Genomic DNA, 16,326 nt, shown 5'->3' with positions numbered 1-16,326 from the left:
ATGATTAATAGCTTTCAAGAAACGAATATAAAAGAGAAATCCAACGCAAATCTAAAAAAAACTATAAATAAAGTCTAAACTTTACTTTTTACGCATGTATATACTGATGGGAACACCATGAAAATTGAATTCTTCACGAAGTTTATTTTCTAAAAAACGCTTGTAAGGCTCCCTTACATATTGTGGTAAATTACAGAAAAAAGCAAACTGAGGTTGCGGTGTTGGCAACTGCATAATGTATTTAATTTTAACGTATTTACCTTTTAATGCAGGTGGTGGGTTATTCTCAATAATTGGCAATAACACCTCATTGAGTTTACTTGTTTTTATTTTCTTAGAGCGATTGTTATAAACTTCAACCGCAGTTTCAATAGCCTTAAAAATACGCTGCTTGTTGAGAACCGAAATAAAGACAATTGGAACATCAGTAAAAGGTTCAATCTCTTTGCGGATTTGTTTTTCGTAATCTCTCACAGTATTGGTCTCCTTTTCAACCAAGTCCCATTTGTTGACTAAAATTACAATACCTTTTCTGTTGCGTTCAGCCAACCAAAATATATTCTGAACCTGTCCATCAAAACCCCGTGTGGCATCATGGACCAAGATTACGACATCACAGTGTTCAATGGCCCTGACACTTCGCATCACTGAGTAAAATTCCAAATCTTCCTTTACCTTCGATTTACGACGGATTCCCGCAGTATCTACCAAATTAAATTCAAATCCGAATTGGTTATATTTAGTGTCAATGGCATCTCTCGTCGTTCCAGCAATATCAGTGACGATATAACGTTCCTCGCCAATAAGCGCATTGATAAAAGAAGACTTTCCAGCATTAGGACGGCCTACAACCGCAAATCTTGGTAAATCACTTTCTTCCTCTTCAACGTATTCAGGCAATGCTGCTACCACGGCATCAAGCAAATCTCCCGTGCCGCTTCCGTTAATACTGGCAATTGTAAAATAGTCTCCCAAGCCCAAGGAATAAAATTCCACGGCATTTTCTGCGCGCTTATTATTATCCACTTTATTGACGGCTAAAAACACAGGCTTGTTGACCCGTCTCAGCAATTTGGCAACGTCCTCATCCATTCCTGTCACCCCGGTTTCGACATCTACCACAAAAATGATGACATCGGCTTCATCAATAGCAAGCTCCACCTGTTTGTCGATTTCAACTTCAAAAACATCATCACTACCAACAACATATCCTCCAGTATCGATCACAGAGAACTCACGTCCATTCCACTCTGATTTCCCATAATGTCTATCTCTGGTCACACCACTTACGGCATCGACGATAGCTTCCCTCCGTTTGATTAAACGATTGAATAACGTTGACTTTCCTACATTTGGACGACCTACTATGGCTACTATACTACTCATGACTTTCAAATTGTTTGCAAAGGTAGTGTTTCCTTTCTGAAAAAAATAGAGTATTTTTCAACGCTTTAAAATTATATCTATGTCATTATCAAATGAAATTGTTCTTAGGCCGCGTTTTAAAATGGAATTAAACTACGGGAATGCGTTTATTCTCAAAACTTTTGAAGACGCAAAATCCACATCTAAAACTTATAAAATAGTTCGGGTCGACGATCATGTCTTCATCCGACTGCCCACTCATGAACAACAGTTTTGGTCGCCACAATTGCATTTGGAAATAAATGAGATAGACGACAAAACTTCTACACTCCATGGATTATTTGGACCAAATCCGACAGTTTGGACCATGTTTATGTTTCTGCATTTTTTAGTTGCAGGGCTTTTTATCGCCTTCGGCATTTGGACCTATACTAATTGGACTTTAAAAAACCCTTATGCGTTTCCAATGGGGCTGATGATTTTAATGGTGGCGGTTTGGTTTGGACTATATTTTGCCGGTCGGTTTGGAAGGGCAAAGGGGAAAGATGAAATGCATGGACTTTATGATTTTATGAATACAACTCTAAAAACGAATGGATTGATATAGAGATTATTACACGGAGGTTCGCGGAGATGCACGGAGGTCCGCAGAGAGTTTATATTATTTTTGTGAAATGAGCTTTGTATAGTAGATTTCGGGTCGAGCAATACTTCTACCTACTAACCTCTACCGACTACCCACTACCAAGTTAATACACAGAGCATTCACAAAGAGATTTTGAAAACATATACGAATCTGTATTTGTCGGTCAGTTTTGTATTGAACTTCAACTCAAAACTGAGACTGAATACTGCTTACTGAGGACTGAAGACTTAAAAAACTACTTCTGATTATACCCAAAGCGTTTCAACTGCTTCTGGTCACTTCGCCAGTTTTTATTGACTTTCACGTACAATTCCAAATGGACTTGTTTTCCGAAAAACAGTTCCAAGTCTTTTCTGGCTTCTATGCCAACTCTTTTTAAAGCAGCACCTTTGTGGCCGATGATGATTCCTTTTTGAGTTTCGCGCTCTACCATAATAACAGATCGCATGCGGATTATGGTCTCTTCTTCAAAAAACTCCTCGGTATCAATTTCAACGGCATAGGGAATCTCTTTTTTGTAATGCATCAGAATTTTCTCCCGAATGGTTTCATTTACAAAAAACCGTTCCGGTCTGTCCGTCAATTGATCTTTTGGATAAAATGCTGGCGATTCGGGTAAGAGTTCAATAATTCTACCGAAAACTTCTTTAACATTAAATCCCTCCAAGGCTGAAATTGGATAGATTTCCGCATTCGGCACTTTTTCAGACCATAATTGCACTTGTTTTTCCAATTGTTGTTGGTCGGACTTGTCAATCTTATTCAACAATAGCAACACTGGAATTTTTGAGTTGGTAATTTTTTTAAAGAAGGCTTCATCCTTAAGTTCCTGTTCTCCTATTTCCACCATATATATCAGCACATCAGCATCGTCAAAGGCAGACTTCACAAAATCCATCATGGATGCCTGAAGTTCGTACGCCGGCTTGATAATTCCTGGTGTATCGGATAAAATAACCTGAAAATCATCGCCATTGACAATTCCAAGAATACGGTGCCTTGTAGTTTGTGCTTTAGATGTGATAATGGATAATTTTTCACCCACAAAGGCATTCATCAATGTTGATTTACCAACATTTGGATTCCCGATAATATTTACAAAACCTGCTTTATGCATCTTATTGATAATTTTTACAAAGATAAGTTTTAAATTTTAAGACGAATGATTTCCACTAGTGGGTTTTAATACCGCGAGGCTTGCCTTGATCGAAAAGACCATTCCTTAGTCATAACTCGTAAGGTCGTCTCGAGGATCTTGATTATTCTGGGAGTCTCGCTCCTCTTTTTCAATTTGCTCAAGCACTTCAGAAATTGTATGCGAATCGTGCCCATATTGTTTTGAAAATTCTTTAGTAAACGCTGCTCCAAAAAAGAAGATGAGACACGAATAAGACACCCAAAGCAAGACTAAAACAATGCCCCCAGCGGCACCATAAGTTGATCCAGGATTGGCAGTTCCAAAATAAAGACCCAATAAATACTTACCAAGCGTAAAGAGAAGCGCGGTGATAAAGGCACCAATCCACACCGTTTTCCATTTGATTTTTGCATCTGGCATGTATTTGAACATCAGAGCAAATAGTGTTGTAACAACAGCCACAGACAGCACCAAATCCAACAAATAAGCAATATAGAGTACAATATGTGGGAATACTTCTTTTATATAATTACTCAACACTCCTAAAATTGCAGAAACTATAAAACTAATCAGCAATAAAAACCCAATGACCAATATAAAAGCAAAACTTCTGGCACGGTCTGTAAGCAATTTTTTGAAACTGAATTTTTCTGAGCCATCTACTTTCCAGATTTTATTGAGCGAAATCTGTAATTGGTAAAACACCCCTGTGGCTCCAAAAATAATACTGGCAATTCCAATAAGGGTAGAAATAATATTCTTCTCCGTATTGAGTGTCTCGGTAATGATTGTTTTAATGATATCGGCAGCGTCCTGTCCTAACACTTCACTAATCTCTTGTGTCAATTGACCTTGTACAATAGCAGGGCCCCAAATACTGCCCACAATATTGATCAAAATAACAATAAGTCCAGGCAAAGACAGCACGGCATAATACGCCACAACGGCACTCAAACGAAATGGATCCTCATCATTCCAAGTCTTGAAACTTTTCACAAATAAAGAAGGGAGGTGCTTTAATTTGAAGTTTTCTTCCAAATGCTCTGACTTTTTCTTTTTAGTTGATTCTGCATCCATTGGGAAAAGAATTTTTAGATTTTTAAAGTTAAAAAATTACTTTGGATACGTCTTTTTTATGTTCCGAATTAAGTCCTCTAAACCATTTAATTTTAGCTCATATACGGTTGCAAGCATCAGACCAAGTTGCCCCTTGGGAAAACCTTTGTTATGATACCAAACCACATAATACTCAGGCAACTCAATTAGATACCTCCCTTCATATTTGCCGAAAGGCATTTTGGTATGTGCAAGTTTGATGAGGAAGTTTTTATCGGGTTCTATCACAAGTTATGGATGTTTTTTATAATCGTCATAGACTTTCAAAGCGTCATCTATCTTTATTTTCCAAGCAGCCTGCATAATAATATTTCTGGAGTAGTTCGATTCTATATCATAACTATGTTGCATGACTGTCATCTCTTTATTGATGCGTTTATACGTACTATTTAGATCTCGTTTGATGTCCTTGGAAATATTTAGTTGGGTGATTTCTTTTTTGAATTTACGCGCATGTAATTCTGTAATATCAAAATGCAATTGCTCATGGGCAAGAATATGGTCAGACGATTTTTTCTTATGCACCCAAGAACGTTTTGGATAAAAATGGGCTTGTACTTGAGTGTCAAATCCTATCACTTCACCATTTCCTTCCTTAATGGAAAACCTAAATGAAATTCCAGAGGATGTTATGGCCACAATATCTCCAAGATCTTTGGGTTCCCCTTTAAAATCTGACCATTTGAGTTGAACATTTTCCTGCCACTCCAAAACATCTTCATTACTGGATGATCCGATAAGGGTCAATGCCAAAATAAAAAGTAGTTTGTAAATCATCACGCCCACTTAAAGGTGATGGCTTTTTCTATGTCTGGATGAAGACTATAAAGGACAGGGCAGGTTCTACCTGTGTTTTCAAGAATTTTTCTTGTTTTATCATCTGTTTCGAACGGTAAATCCATGATTACTTCAATTTTTGAAATCCGTCTTGGATTGCTGGCCATGATTTTGGTGACTTCAGAGGTTGCACCTGTCATATCTACACCCATATCCCTCGCCTTGATGCCCATAACGGTCATCATACAACTTGCCAATCCAGTAGCAACAGTGTCCGTAGGAGAGAACGCCAATCCCTTACCGTTATTATCAGTTGGCGCGTCGGTGATAAATGCATCTCCCGATTTAATATGTGTACACTCCGTTCTTAAATCGCCAAGGTAAACTACTTTTGAGGTCATAATTTTGCTTCTTCTATGGTAAGATCACTTGTGTATTTTACAATATAAATGGCTTCGTTGTAATAACCACCATTCAACTGTTTAGCATATCTGAATTTATTTTCAGTGTATTGGGTTTCAACGGCATTGCTTGATGCCTTGTACAAATCTTCATCAGATGCCAAGCGTAAAAGAACATCTAATGTAAGGTCAAAGCCCCTCGCTGCAAACTTATTTGGCTCAATACCGTATTTGCTCTTGTATGATTTAACAAAACTATTCTGTTGATCTGAATTCAAGCTTTTATGGATGTTTGGATAGTGAAATTTCAGACTTGCTAAATGATAATTAGACACATTTGCGCCTTCAAAGGCATCGGTTTTATTGGTAGTGACCAAAATAATGTCATGGTTCCTATTGGTCAACCCATTTAGCATGCTCGTTACATTTGACACTAAAGCCTCGTTGGCAGTCTCCAAAAAGACATAATTTTTGCCATTTGAAAAAGCGCCACTTAAATCGGTAGCCATTATATAATAAGCATCTCGGCCATCGTTTTTTCGAGAGAAGATTTGTTTTGCACTTGGAAATTCAGATTTCAACCGATTACTATTCTCTCTCTTTGAATGATCCGCTATGATGACCACATTGACTTTCGATGCATCATCTTTCACAAATTGAATGATGGCCTTTTCAAGCATCTGTGGTTCAGGAATGGTTTGAAAAACGTTGCCATACAATTGCTCTGGTTTAGTTATTGGTGAAATTACTGGAACGCCATCCTTTTCCAAGGCTCGCGCCACACGGTCTAAATTATTTGCCATTAAAGGCCCAATAACCGCGTCATAGTTAGAAAAGTCATTACTATTCAAAATTTTAGAAATTTCAGAAAGTTGATCTTCAGTATCAAAAACCTTCAATCTGGTAGAAATACCTAATTGTTTTGCTGAATCTACAGCCATTAAAACACCCGAATGAAAATCGAGGGAAACAGACAGACGTCTATCTGTTTTAATCATCTCTTTTGCTTCCTGAACTGAATCTGTATCCACTCTACTCAAGCGGAATGGCAACATGACCGCAATTTGCTTTGTTTTTAAATTCCTTAAATTTTTAGTGAGATTTGTTTCTTCAACTTGCCCAACGACTTCTCCAACAGTAACATTATGAGGGACTTTTAAAACCATGCCTTCTTTTAATCCATCGATTTTTAATTCTGGATTAAGTTTTTCCAAATCCTCTTGGGTCAAACCTAATTTTATCTTCAAACGATAATAGCCTTCACTTTTTTGGACCGTGTAATAATTAAAACTGTCATCAATGACTTTTTCATCGGTCGTGTTTGGCACATTTATTTCGTCTCCTGGCTGTAGTACTTCGTTCATACCAGGATTCAATGTTTCCAATTCTGCAACGGTGATTCCAAATTTATAGGCCACACGCCATTTCCCTTCTTTAGGTTGCACCTTGTAGGTTTTAATGGCATTACTTGGTGTTACCATTGAAACTACTGTTTTGTACTTCGGAATCCTGATCTGATCACCCCTTCTTAAATTCTCAGAATATAAGCGCTTATTGTGTTTTTTTATATCATCAATTTCAACATTGTATTCTTTTGAAAGGCTATAGAGTGTTTCCTTGCGCTTTACCTTATGGGATATATAACCGATCAACTCCTTGGTTTCCGTTGTGGCATCAGATGAAATAGCAGCTGCATTTGGAATGATCAAAACTGAGTTTAGATTCAATTTCTTCTTGGCATCCGGGTTCAAGGCATAAATATCAGAAACAGATACTTGGTATTTTTTTGCGATCGACTCTACAGTTTCTCCTTGCTTTACCGTATGCGCTTTAAACTTTTGTGCATGGGCAAACCAACTGCAAGACAAGGTAATGACACAAATTAAAATGAGTTTTTTCATTGATATAGTTTTATATTCCTGTTCTAACTCCTCTTCAAAAAGGAAGAATGGAATTTCTTAACTTCTTGTTTTTCTATTATTGATGAGATTCCTGCCTTCGCAGGAATTGTTCATTCCCATTCAATAGTTGCAGGCGGCTTAGAACTAATGTCATAGACTACTCTATTAACGCCTTTTACTTTATTTATTATTTCATTGGATGTATTTTGCAAAAATTCATACGGTAAATTCACCCAATCTGCAGTCATACCATCTGTGCTTTCCACCGCTCTTAGAGCAACGCATTTTTCGTAGGTACGCTCATCACCCATCACTCCAACGCTATTTACAGGCAACAAGATTGCTCCCGCTTGCCATACTTTATCGTATAAATTCCAGGATTTAAGATTATTGATAAATACCGCATCCACCTCCTGTAGGATACGTACTTTTTCGGCAGTAATATCGCCTAAAATACGAATAGCCAATCCAGGCCCTGGAAACGGATGTCGACCTAAGATGTTTTCGTCCATTTCCATGGAAGCACCAACCCGTCTCACCTCATCCTTAAATAATGCTCTTAAAGGCTCTACTATTTTAAGTTTCATAAAATCAGGCAAACCTCCAACGTTATGATGACTTTTAATAGTAGCACTTGGGCCTCCAGTTGCAGAAACACTTTCTATTACATCTGGATAGATAGTGCCTTGTGCCAACCATTTTACATCTTCAATTTGATGCGCTTCATCATCAAAAACCTCAATGAACACACGACCAATAGCTTTACGTTTCAACTCTGGATCGCTTACACCCGCAAGAGCATCCAAAAAACGTGCCGAAGCATCAACACCTTTTACATTGAGGCCCATACCTTCATATTGGGTCAGGACACTTTCAAATTCGTTCTTGCGAAGTAATCCGTTATTCACAAAAATGCAATACAAATTTTTGCCAATGGCTTTATGAAGTAAAATTGCAGCCACTGAAGAATCTACACCTCCAGAAAGACCTAAAACTACTTTATCGTCACCAATTTGTGCCTGTAAAGCCTCCACGGTTTCTTCCACAAAAGACTGTGGTGTCCAATCCTGTTCCAATTTTGCTATATGGACCAAAAAATTCTCCAAAAGTTGCTTGCCATCCGTAGAATGGTAAACTTCAGGATGGAATTGAATGCCATATGTTTGCTCTCCTTCGATGATGAAAGCAGCATTTTCAACGTCCTTCGTACTTGCAATTAGCAGACCGTTTGTGGGCAAATCTTTAATGGTATCACTATGGCTCATCCATACTTGACTGCCCGTATCGATATGATTAAACAGAGGTTCTTTTACCTTAATATAAGATAAATTCGTCCTGCCATACTCGCGCGAATCGGAAGGTGCTACCAATCCTCCAGAAAAATGGGACAAATATTGGGCGCCATAACATATGCCCAGTAACGGCATGTGGCCTCTAATTTTTGATAAATCTGGATGTGGTGCATTCTCTGCTCTCACAGACGATGGCCCTCCAGATAAAATGACCGCTTTAAAGCTTTCTATTTCTGTTGGAATTTTATTGAATGGATGGATCTCACAATATATATTGAGTTCTCTAACACGTCTCGCAATAAGTTGGGTGTATTGCGATCCGAAATCTAAAATAAGGACTTTGTTATGTTGCATGCGCAAAAATAAGGATTGATTTTCAGATTTACGATTTAGCAGTCATGAAAATTGTAAAATAATGAGCAGACTTTAAGACGATATCATCTTTACAAAAAAGCGACGATCTTCAATAAAATAGAGTTGTTATAAGACCTTAAAACGCCGTTTTCCGTTTGGTGGGTGCGATCAACACAAAACCTGGTGCCCGTCAATTTTAGTTTTGGGCTTCATTAGCAATAAATTAAAAAAGCTGAACAATGATGTCATTGTTCAGCTTTAATCTATTCTATTCTTTAAATATGACTAAGTAGTTCTGTTGCAAGTTCTATTTAATGATCAGCTTTTGCGTTTTAAATTGATGCTCATTATTAAGCTTTACCACATAAACACCCGTGCTCATGGTTGAGATATCCATGGTATTCTCTGTCGTATTCATATTGAGAACTTGACCCAATACCAATCGTCCATGTATATCATAAAGTTGCGCTGTTGTTGGACCGGACAATTGCCCTGTAATAAACAAGGTTTTAGGTGATGTTGTTGTATAAATACGTAAATTATCATTTGCGCTCATATCATCAATGGACAGCGTTTTAGCCGAATAATGAACATTAAAACGGTCAGCTCCATTTAAATTTGTGGTAGGCTTAAAAGTAAAAGCTTCATCATTTAATAAAGTAAGCGTATTGTTTTGGGTATCTTCCAAGTACACCTTAATGTTTGATGGCAGTGTTGAGAGCTCATCAATACTGATGCTCAATTCTGTTCCTGCTTTGGCCTTGATTCCCAACGGTACGATCACATCGTTATAATCAGTGTATGGTAAGGACTGAATAGCGATATCAAGACCTGAATTATCTTCTAACAACTTAGAAAATATTGCAAAATCAACTTTAGTAGCCGCATAGGCAGCAGCATCATAACCAACATCTAATCCTCTACTAGTCCCATCAATAAAATAAACACTGGTGGTTACTTCTTTAGAAGCGCTACTCAATTTAAGCTTGCTTAATGCTCTTGATGAACTTCCGGGTCTACCCACAATAAAATCATCTGAACCTCCCTTTCTTCTCATAGCTGTAGTAAATTGAACACTACCTCCACCTGCTTTGGCTTTAACAAAGAATCCCTGTCCAGGGGCAATTAACTGATCTGTTTCAGCAGTGGCATAATTCAAAATATTCCAATCACTAGAGTTTCCTTTATAACCATAAATAGCTTGATAAGCGCCGTCAGGCCTAAATTCATTAATGTTGATATCAAAGAAAGTTTTAAAATCTAAATAAGATGGATATGGGTTTCCGATAAGGTTCCAGGCTTCGCCCAAACCACCATCAGAAATAGCAATATTTACATCCGATTTAGTAGCCTCTCCTGTAAATGTCAAGGTGTTGCCGGTTTGTGGTGTCAGAGCTATAGTTGCAGCTCTATATCCAGTGCCAGAAATAAGTGAAAATTCACCTAAATAATCAGCACCTATATTATAATTCTCATAAGCACCAGATATTACATTATATGGTGCAAACGCAAAAACACCAGGTTGGCTTGGATTCTGAGGTAAATTTGGATTGGCTATCCTAAAAGCATTGTTAAATTTTGCATTTGTCAATGGGGAGGAAATAAGATCATTGCCTCCACCTGCAGCCGTACCCATTTTATTGACCCAGCGCCCATAATTAACTACACCATTTATTTCACCATTAACGATTAAGCTAGAATACGAATTTGATCTCGACTTTAAAGTTGTGGTAGTAGCATTTACTATTGCACCTGAATCTACAGTAAGAGATGCACCAGGTTCAACAATTAAATTATTAAATGTGATATTGGTGGCAATCACAGCGTCACCGGAAGCTATAGTAATATTATCATTTGCAGTAACCACTCCAACTGGAGTTGTAGGAGACCAAGTGCCATCGGTATAAGTGTAAGTTTCTATTTTGTCGACATTGATCTGGATGGTCTTGGCACACGGAAAATTGATGGTTGAACTAATGGCTCTAAATTCTGCGGCGGATGCAGCAGCACCAGTAGTTGATACAAGTCTCACGTAACGACCCTTCTTTTCAGGAAAACTAGCCGTTTTTAAACCTGTTGCATTATTAGTATAACTCCATGTGCCAGTTCCGACACGTGTACCAAAATTACTCAAAGAATTACTTATAAAGACTTCATAGGAGGTAATCCTACCAGTCGTACCTGACTGACGTGGCAGATACTCAATACCGGTAACATTAGATTCGATCCCCAAATCTAAAGTAATATAAGGAGAACCCGTTGCACCTGAAGCAGTTTGCCAGATAGTATTGTCATTATTGTCAGTAGCATTTGAAGAAGGGCTTATACTTAATGCGCTACTGGCTGTGGCAGTAGCACCTCTCAAAACAGATAGTTCAGCAGCTGTTGCCCAAACTTGATTAGCTATTGCCGGTGTTTTTGCAACAAAACGTAAATAACGTCCTTGTCTTGGCGTAAATCTTACAGTCTTTAAGGCATCATTGCTTGCGAATGTTCCATTTTGTACTACAGCAGTACCCCATGATCCAAGTGTGTTACTAACATAAATATCATATGTACCAATTCTACCATTTGTATCGCCGTCACCACTTCCAGTCCTAGGTAAATAAGTGAAGCCAGACAACACAGCGCCTGCCCCCATATCAAACACTAATTCATGAGGATATCTAGAAACAGGGTCGTTATAGTTACTGTGCCAGAAAGTTGTAGGGTCATTATCAAATGCCGCTGAAATACTATTATTACCGGTAGTAGTATGTTGACTGCTCACTGAAACTACATTTGGAATTGCCGTTTGTCTTCTAAAGGCTGTATTCACAGTATATGTACCAGCCTGAGAAGGAAGAATATCATTCATCGTGTTAGCGGTCACAACGACACCGTTTGGACCTGTTATCGTATAATTTGCTAAATTGGCAAATAATTCAACAGTGTCACCTTCACCAACAGTAATTTCCGTTCCACCAATTTGTCTTGGGCCACTGTTATTTATTTGATAAGAGATCTCGGTTTCCTCACAAGCTAAGGCGATAGCAACTCCCACACAATTACAGTCAGCATCTAACGCATCATTGATAGTATTTGAATTTCCGTCATCACAGGATTGGCCTTCAGTAGGACATTCAGGAGAAAAATACATTTTAGCGTCAGCCAAGCTCGAAATCTCACTTACGTCCTCAAAAAAATCAGCATGATCTATTGATGACCCATAATAGAAACTATTGTCAGGTAAATCAGATAGTGGCACAGACACCAATTCAAATGAAACCGGAGTGCTCCATCGACTCCCATCGCGGAGGTTTTTAGAAAAGCCATGAAGACCGATAAATAATAGTAGAAATGAAATAGTAGAAAAATAATTTTTAATCATAATCGTAGGTCAAAATTGATAGTTATAATAGTAAAAGATTTTGGAGCAGTTATTTAAATCTGTTTTAATTCAGGTTTAAATACAATAATAATTACCGATTTAAAATGAGACAAATAACTTTAAGGGTGCAAATAAACGTATTAATTATAGATCACTTATTAAAAAAGATATATTTTTTACGGATAATCTACCAAAATTATCGGTAATCCGCAGTCTCGTCGATAAAATCAGTTTTTTTTACGACAAACAGCTTCTACGGAAATAAATGCGATGGACAAGTGCGATGGATAATAAAATCAGTAATCTAATTCTTGTTAAGACGTTAAATATCCAGTTATGGTTTAGACACCTGAATCGAACTGGATTTCCAATAAAAATAAGATGAAGAAATAATATTATTGCAGAATTCCGAAAAGATTTTTATAGCTATAAAAACATACGACAAGATGTTGACCAAAGAATGACTTGAGGCTATAGCAGTATCCAAAATAATGCAATCATCATCCTCTTTAGCCTTTGCATAGAGAAAATCGAGATGTAGAAGATATTGCTCTTTTTCATTTGTAAAATATGAATCAACAAAAACTTTTTGCAATTAAAAGTGGTGCAAAAAAAAGAGCGAAAACTATAAAGGTTCTGCTCTTTTGGATTCATTTTTAGGCTATTCATATATTAGGAAATTTTTACAGCCTTAATAACATCTTATCTAATAATAAGTTTTTGTGTTTTGGATTGATTATCATTATTAAGTTTTATCACATAAACTCCAGTACTTACAGTTGAAATATCCATGGTATTCTCAGTAGTATTAGGATAGAGAACTTTATGCATAACCAATCGGCCTTGTATATCATAAAGATGTGCTGTTGTTGAACCAGACAATTGCCCCATAATAAATAAGGCTTTAGGAGATGTTGTTGTATAAATACGCAAATTATCATTAGACTGAATGTCGGTAACTGATAATGTTTTAGCTGAGTAATGAATATTGAAACGGTCGGCCCCATTTAGGTTGGTCGTTGGCGCAAAAGTAAAGGTTTCATCATTCAATAAAGTCAAGGTATTGTATTGGGTATCTTCCAAATACACATTAATGTTTGATGGTAGTGTAGAAACCTCATCGATGCTGATCGTTAATTCCGCCCCTGCTTTAGCCTTAATTCCCAAGGGGACAGTAACGTTATTAAAATCATTATAAGGTAAAGATTGTACAGCGATGTCAAGACCGGTATTGTCTTCCAATAAATTGGTGAACATTGAAAAATCAACTTTAGTAGCTGAATAAGCTGCCGCATCATAACCGCGGTCCAAACCTTTTGTTGTGCCTTCAATAAAATAGATACTTGTTGATGCCGTATTGGAAGCATTACTTAATTTAAGCTTGCTTAAGGCTTTGGATGCGCTCGCTGGTCTTCCAGCAATAAAATCGTCAGAAGTTCCAGTACGTCTCATAGCTGGTGTAAAGGTTATATTGCCTGCACCTGCTTTAGCCTTTACAAAGAATCCTTGGCCTGGAGCAATTAAATCGCCCTCATTGGATGTAGCCAAATTCCAAACTTCCCATTGATTTGATGCCCCACCGTTATATCCGTAAATTGCTTGATAGGCTTTACCAGATTCAAATTCATCCATATTAGAATTAAAAAATGTTCTGAAATGAAGATAGGAAGGGTATGGGTTTCCAATCAGGTTCCAAGCTCTTCCTGGTAAGGCATCTGACATAGCGACCTGTACATTTGATTTCGCAACAGATCCTGTAAAGGTCAAGTTGCTACCTGTAGTTGTAGCTGCTCTGAAACCCATTCCTGATGCTATAATAGTTGATGCATTTGCAGTGATATCATAATTTTGGTAGGCACCAGCTGCGGTATTATAAGGTGCAAATGCTCTCAACGTCCCTGATGCTGCTAACACACCATTAGCAGGTGCTGATGCAAAAGATCCAAAAGTCTGATTGACCACTGGGGAAGAAATAAGATCATTCCCACCGCCAGCAGAAGTGCCAATCACATTAACGTATCGTTCGTAATTGACAGCACCAGTAATCTCCCCGTTCAAAATCAAACTTGAATAGGTGTTAGACCTGGACTGTAAAGTTGTTGTGTCCACAGCCAATGTCACCCCACTATTGACGGTTAATCCTGCACCAGGAGCAACTATTACACTGTAACATGATAGAGAATTGGAAATTACAGCATCGCCTGAATTAATTCGGATACTATCATATATACCAAGTTCAGTAGAATTTGGATCGCTTGGGGACCAGGTGCTACCATCATATATATATGCTGTTCCAACATTTATTTGTATGGTCTTGATGCATGGAGTAATAACTTCACTGATCACTCTAATTTCTGCAGCGGATGCCCAATCGTTATTTCCTCCTTCTGAAAGCGCCACCAGGCGTACGTATCTTCCTTGCTTTTCAGTAAAACTGATTTGTTTTAAATCAGCATTGTAGGCCCAAGGCACATTAACACCTGTGCCTCCCTCGTATCCAGTAGCCACAGCACTACCCCAGTCGGTAGTTGAATTGCTCACGTAAATCTCATAACCAGCAATCATACCGTGTAGTATACCATCTTGTCTTGGTAAATACTCAAGACCAGATACAGTTGATTCAGTACGTAAATCAATTACTATCTCATGAGGGTAGGGATCATCTATAGCAGACCATTCCGTATGCCATATAGTATCAGGATTGCCATCAACGGCGTTTGAAGCATGGCCATTCTCTGTTAAATATTCTTCACTATCCACGGATATCACAACTGGATGTAAGATACCAGTTACTGTATATAGACCAGATTGTCCACTACTGATGTTTGAAACAATAGGGCTACTTAGAACATTATCGCTTGGGTCTGTTACGGTATAGGCAACACCTTCCAAATTCAGAAACAATCCTATATCATCGCCCTCGTTGACCGTAACTTCTGTTGCCCCATCAACTCTTGGACCACTGTTTATTTCATAAGTTATCGATAAGTCTTCACATAATATAACAGTCCCTACACAATTGCAATTCCCATCTTGCTCGTCATTGATCGTATTTGGATCACCATCATCACAGCTGGTACCTGTTGGAGGACAGTTTAAAGGATTAGCATAAACTTCAACTTCTGCCAAGCTCAATATGCCATTTTGACGAATCATAACATATCTAGCAGTTCCAAGATCTCTCGATAGAACTTGGATTGTTCTTGAATTTAAAATGCCAACTGAGGTATAATTTGAAATATCATAACTATCAATAATACCAACAAAAACTTCTGCACCAAAGAGTCGACCCGATTCATCAGTTCTATTGAAAATCCGTATTTCAGAGAGATCAAACACCTCGCCTAAATCTACGCGCCACCACGAATCCGGTAAATCCTCTGTATGGGTTACCGAATTACCTTCTAAATTATCATTGTCAAAAAAACCACTGGTATTACCATCAACAGCTTTCTCAGGATCACCTCCCCAATCCACACTCGATTGTGAGGTAGGTTGCCCAAGAGCCAAGTTCACCTCAAGATTCTGGGAAAAACCCTTAAAACCTAAAAATATGAGAAGAAAAAAAATTAAATAGAATCTTGTACTAGACATAATAATAAAAAGATTTGGGTTGGGCATTAGACCACTTCTTAATTCATATATGTAATTCATTAACGAATTAACTGAACGGATGCGGGACTATTGTTTGCAAATAATAAACTTAAATTCAACAACAAACATTTTTTAAGGTAAACTACCAATCTTTTCGACAAACTATTCAATCTCAGATAAATTATTTTCACCATATTCCAACCCTAATTGAAGAAGTTACACAATTTATATTGAGTATTTATCACTATCACATCCTTGAAAAAGCAGCGAAGTTATATACATAAACATAAGATCAAAAGAGATGTTATCGAATTCATTGAGTAGAGTTGACGAGTTTATCTTTAGGACTATAGGTTGATTTTAAACCGCACT

At 37.7% G+C, this 16,326-nt stretch carries 11 protein-coding genes; 1 reads left to right on the top strand and 10 read right to left on the bottom strand.

What is annotated here, in order from left to right; translation table 11 throughout:
• Window positions 1-81 precede the first annotated feature (81 nt).
• Window positions 82-1,386 (bottom strand): ribosome biogenesis GTPase Der, encoded by a 1,305-nt coding sequence (gene der, locus J4051_RS03320; RefSeq protein WP_208232420.1) that lies wholly within the window; start codon window positions 1,384-1,386, stop codon window positions 82-84.
• 79 nt (window positions 1,387-1,465) lie between these two features.
• Between der and J4051_RS03315 the strand changes: the two genes are divergently transcribed.
• Window positions 1,466-1,972, top strand: coding sequence for a GTP-binding protein (locus J4051_RS03315; protein ID WP_208232418.1), 507 nt, complete (start codon window positions 1,466-1,468; stop codon window positions 1,970-1,972).
• A 274-nt stretch (window positions 1,973-2,246) separates the two neighbouring features.
• Here the strand turns inward: J4051_RS03315 and era are convergent, their stop codons facing one another.
• The 9 genes from era to J4051_RS03270 all read right to left on the bottom strand — a co-directional run bounded on the left by era (window position 2,247) and on the right by J4051_RS03270 (window position 15,954).
• Entirely contained in the window at window positions 2,247-3,128 is an 882-nt protein-coding gene (gene era / locus J4051_RS03310) for a GTPase Era (RefSeq protein WP_208232416.1), read from the bottom strand.
• A gap of 105 nt (window positions 3,129-3,233) precedes the next feature.
• On the bottom strand, window positions 3,234-4,226 hold the full coding sequence (locus tag J4051_RS03305; RefSeq protein ID WP_208232414.1) for a YihY/virulence factor BrkB family protein: 993 nt from the start codon (window positions 4,224-4,226) through the stop codon (window positions 3,234-3,236).
• Window positions 4,227-4,262: 36 nt separating this feature from the next.
• On the bottom strand, window positions 4,263-4,490 hold the full coding sequence (locus tag J4051_RS03300; RefSeq protein ID WP_208232621.1) for a DUF3820 family protein: 228 nt from the start codon (window positions 4,488-4,490) through the stop codon (window positions 4,263-4,265).
• Between the two features lie 6 nt (window positions 4,491-4,496).
• Window positions 4,497-5,042 carry a DUF922 domain-containing protein gene (locus J4051_RS03295; protein WP_208232413.1) on the bottom strand — a complete coding sequence of 182 codons (546 nt, stop codon included), beginning with the start codon at window positions 5,040-5,042 and terminating at the stop codon, window positions 4,497-4,499.
• A complete protein-coding gene (locus J4051_RS03290; RefSeq protein WP_208232411.1) occupies window positions 5,042-5,443 on the bottom strand; it encodes an OsmC family protein in 402 nt (133 codons plus the stop codon). Before J4051_RS03290 ends, J4051_RS03295 begins: the two co-directional genes overlap by 1 nt.
• Window positions 5,440-7,344 carry a LysM peptidoglycan-binding domain-containing protein gene (locus J4051_RS03285; protein WP_208232409.1) on the bottom strand — a complete coding sequence of 635 codons (1,905 nt, stop codon included), beginning with the start codon at window positions 7,342-7,344 and terminating at the stop codon, window positions 5,440-5,442. Before J4051_RS03285 ends, J4051_RS03290 begins: the two co-directional genes overlap by 4 nt.
• A 110-nt stretch (window positions 7,345-7,454) precedes the next feature.
• Entirely contained in the window at window positions 7,455-8,990 is a 1,536-nt protein-coding gene (gene guaA, locus J4051_RS03280) for a glutamine-hydrolyzing GMP synthase (protein WP_208232407.1), read from the bottom strand.
• Between the two features lie 307 nt (window positions 8,991-9,297).
• Window positions 9,298-12,360, bottom strand: coding sequence for a discoidin domain-containing protein (locus J4051_RS03275; RefSeq protein WP_208232406.1), 3,063 nt, complete (start codon window positions 12,358-12,360; stop codon window positions 9,298-9,300).
• Window positions 12,361-13,062: 702 nt separating this feature from the next.
• Complete coding sequence (locus J4051_RS03270) at window positions 13,063-15,954, bottom strand: discoidin domain-containing protein (protein WP_208232404.1); 2,892 nt, start codon at window positions 15,952-15,954, stop codon at window positions 13,063-13,065.
• Window positions 15,955-16,326 lie beyond the last annotated feature (372 nt).

Origin of the sequence: Gelidibacter pelagius (assembly GCF_017581925.1) — a bacterium.
In the GTDB taxonomy this organism is placed as follows: domain Bacteria; phylum Bacteroidota; class Bacteroidia; order Flavobacteriales; family Flavobacteriaceae; genus Gelidibacter; species Gelidibacter pelagius.
The sequence above is the reverse complement of the archived record's forward strand: the minus strand, read 5'-3'. Positions and strand labels throughout refer to the sequence as shown.